We start from the raw sequence: 1,168 nt of genomic DNA, 5'->3' as shown, positions 1-1,168 counted from the left end.
ACACGGTGGCGCTGGCCAAGGGCACGGGCGGCGCGATCGTGGGGCAGGGCGGCAAGGACTGGTTCTTCCTCACGGCGGACTATGCGTTCGGCGCCGCGCTGGAGGCCGATACGGCCAAGGTGGTCAAGGAAAAGGGCGGCAAGGTGGTGGGCAGCGTGAAGCACCCGATCAACGCGTCGGACTTCTCGTCCTTCCTGCTGCAGGCGCAGAACTCCAAGGCGCAGATCCTGGGCCTGGCGAATGCCGGCGGCGACACCATCAACGCCATCAAGGCCGCGCGCGAGTTCGGCATCAACAAGACCATGAAGATGGCGGGCCTGCTGGTCTTCGTGACCGACATCCACAGCCTGGGCCTGAAGAACACCGAAGGCCTGCTGCTCACCACCAGCTGGGACTGGAACCTGGACGACAAGACCCGCGCCTTCGGCCGCAAGTTCTTCGCCAAGACCAAGCGCATGCCGACCGACATCCAGGCGGCCGACTACTCGGCCACCATGAACTACCTGAAGGCCGTGGAGGCCGCCAAGACGCTCGATGCCGACAAGGTGATGGAGAAGCTCAAGTCCACGCCCATCGACGACTTCTACGGTAAGGGCGTGATCCGCCCGGACGGCCGCTTCGCGCACGACATGTACCTGGTGCAGGTGAAGGCCCCGGCCGAATCCAAGGAGCCCTGGGACTACTACAAGGTCGTGAGCAAGCTGCCCGCGGACCAGGTGTGGACCACCAAGGCCGAGAGCAAATGCGCGCTGTGGAAATGAGCTGACGCGCACGATCGAAAAAAAACACATCCGAGATCAGGAGACAAAGCCATGAAAAACAGACAACTCACCCGACTGGCCCTGGTGCTGGGCGCCCTGGGCCTGGCCGCATCGGCCGTGCAGGCCCAGGACAAGGTCAAGATCGGCTTCATCACCGACATGTCCAGCCTGTACGCCGACGTGGAAGGCAAGAACGGCGCGGTGGCGATCCAGATGGCCATCGACGACTTCGGTGGCAAGGTGCTGGGCATGCCCATCGAACTGATGAGCGCGGACCACCAGAACAAGGCCGACATCGCCGCATCGAAGGCGCGCGAATGGATCGACACGCAGGGCCTGACCCTGGTGTTCGGCGGCACCAATTCCGGCACGGCCCTGGCCATGGCCAAGGTGGCGCAGGAGAAAAA

General features: G+C 63.8%; 2 protein-coding genes. Both read left to right on the top strand.

What is annotated here, in order from left to right; translation table 11 throughout:
- On the top strand, positions 1–761 hold a 761-nt coding region (locus AC27IO_RS24565), incomplete at its 5' end, for an ABC transporter substrate-binding protein (RefSeq protein ID WP_498741255.1).
- 51 nt (positions 762–812) lie between these two features.
- Positions 813–1,168: ABC transporter substrate-binding protein (locus AC27IO_RS24560; protein ID WP_498741254.1), on the top strand; the 356-nt coding region annotated here is incomplete at its 3' end.

Source organism: Acidovorax sp. KNOB132 (assembly GCF_057541515.1).
The sequence above is the reverse complement of the archived record's forward strand: the minus strand, read 5'-3'. Positions and strand labels throughout refer to the sequence as shown.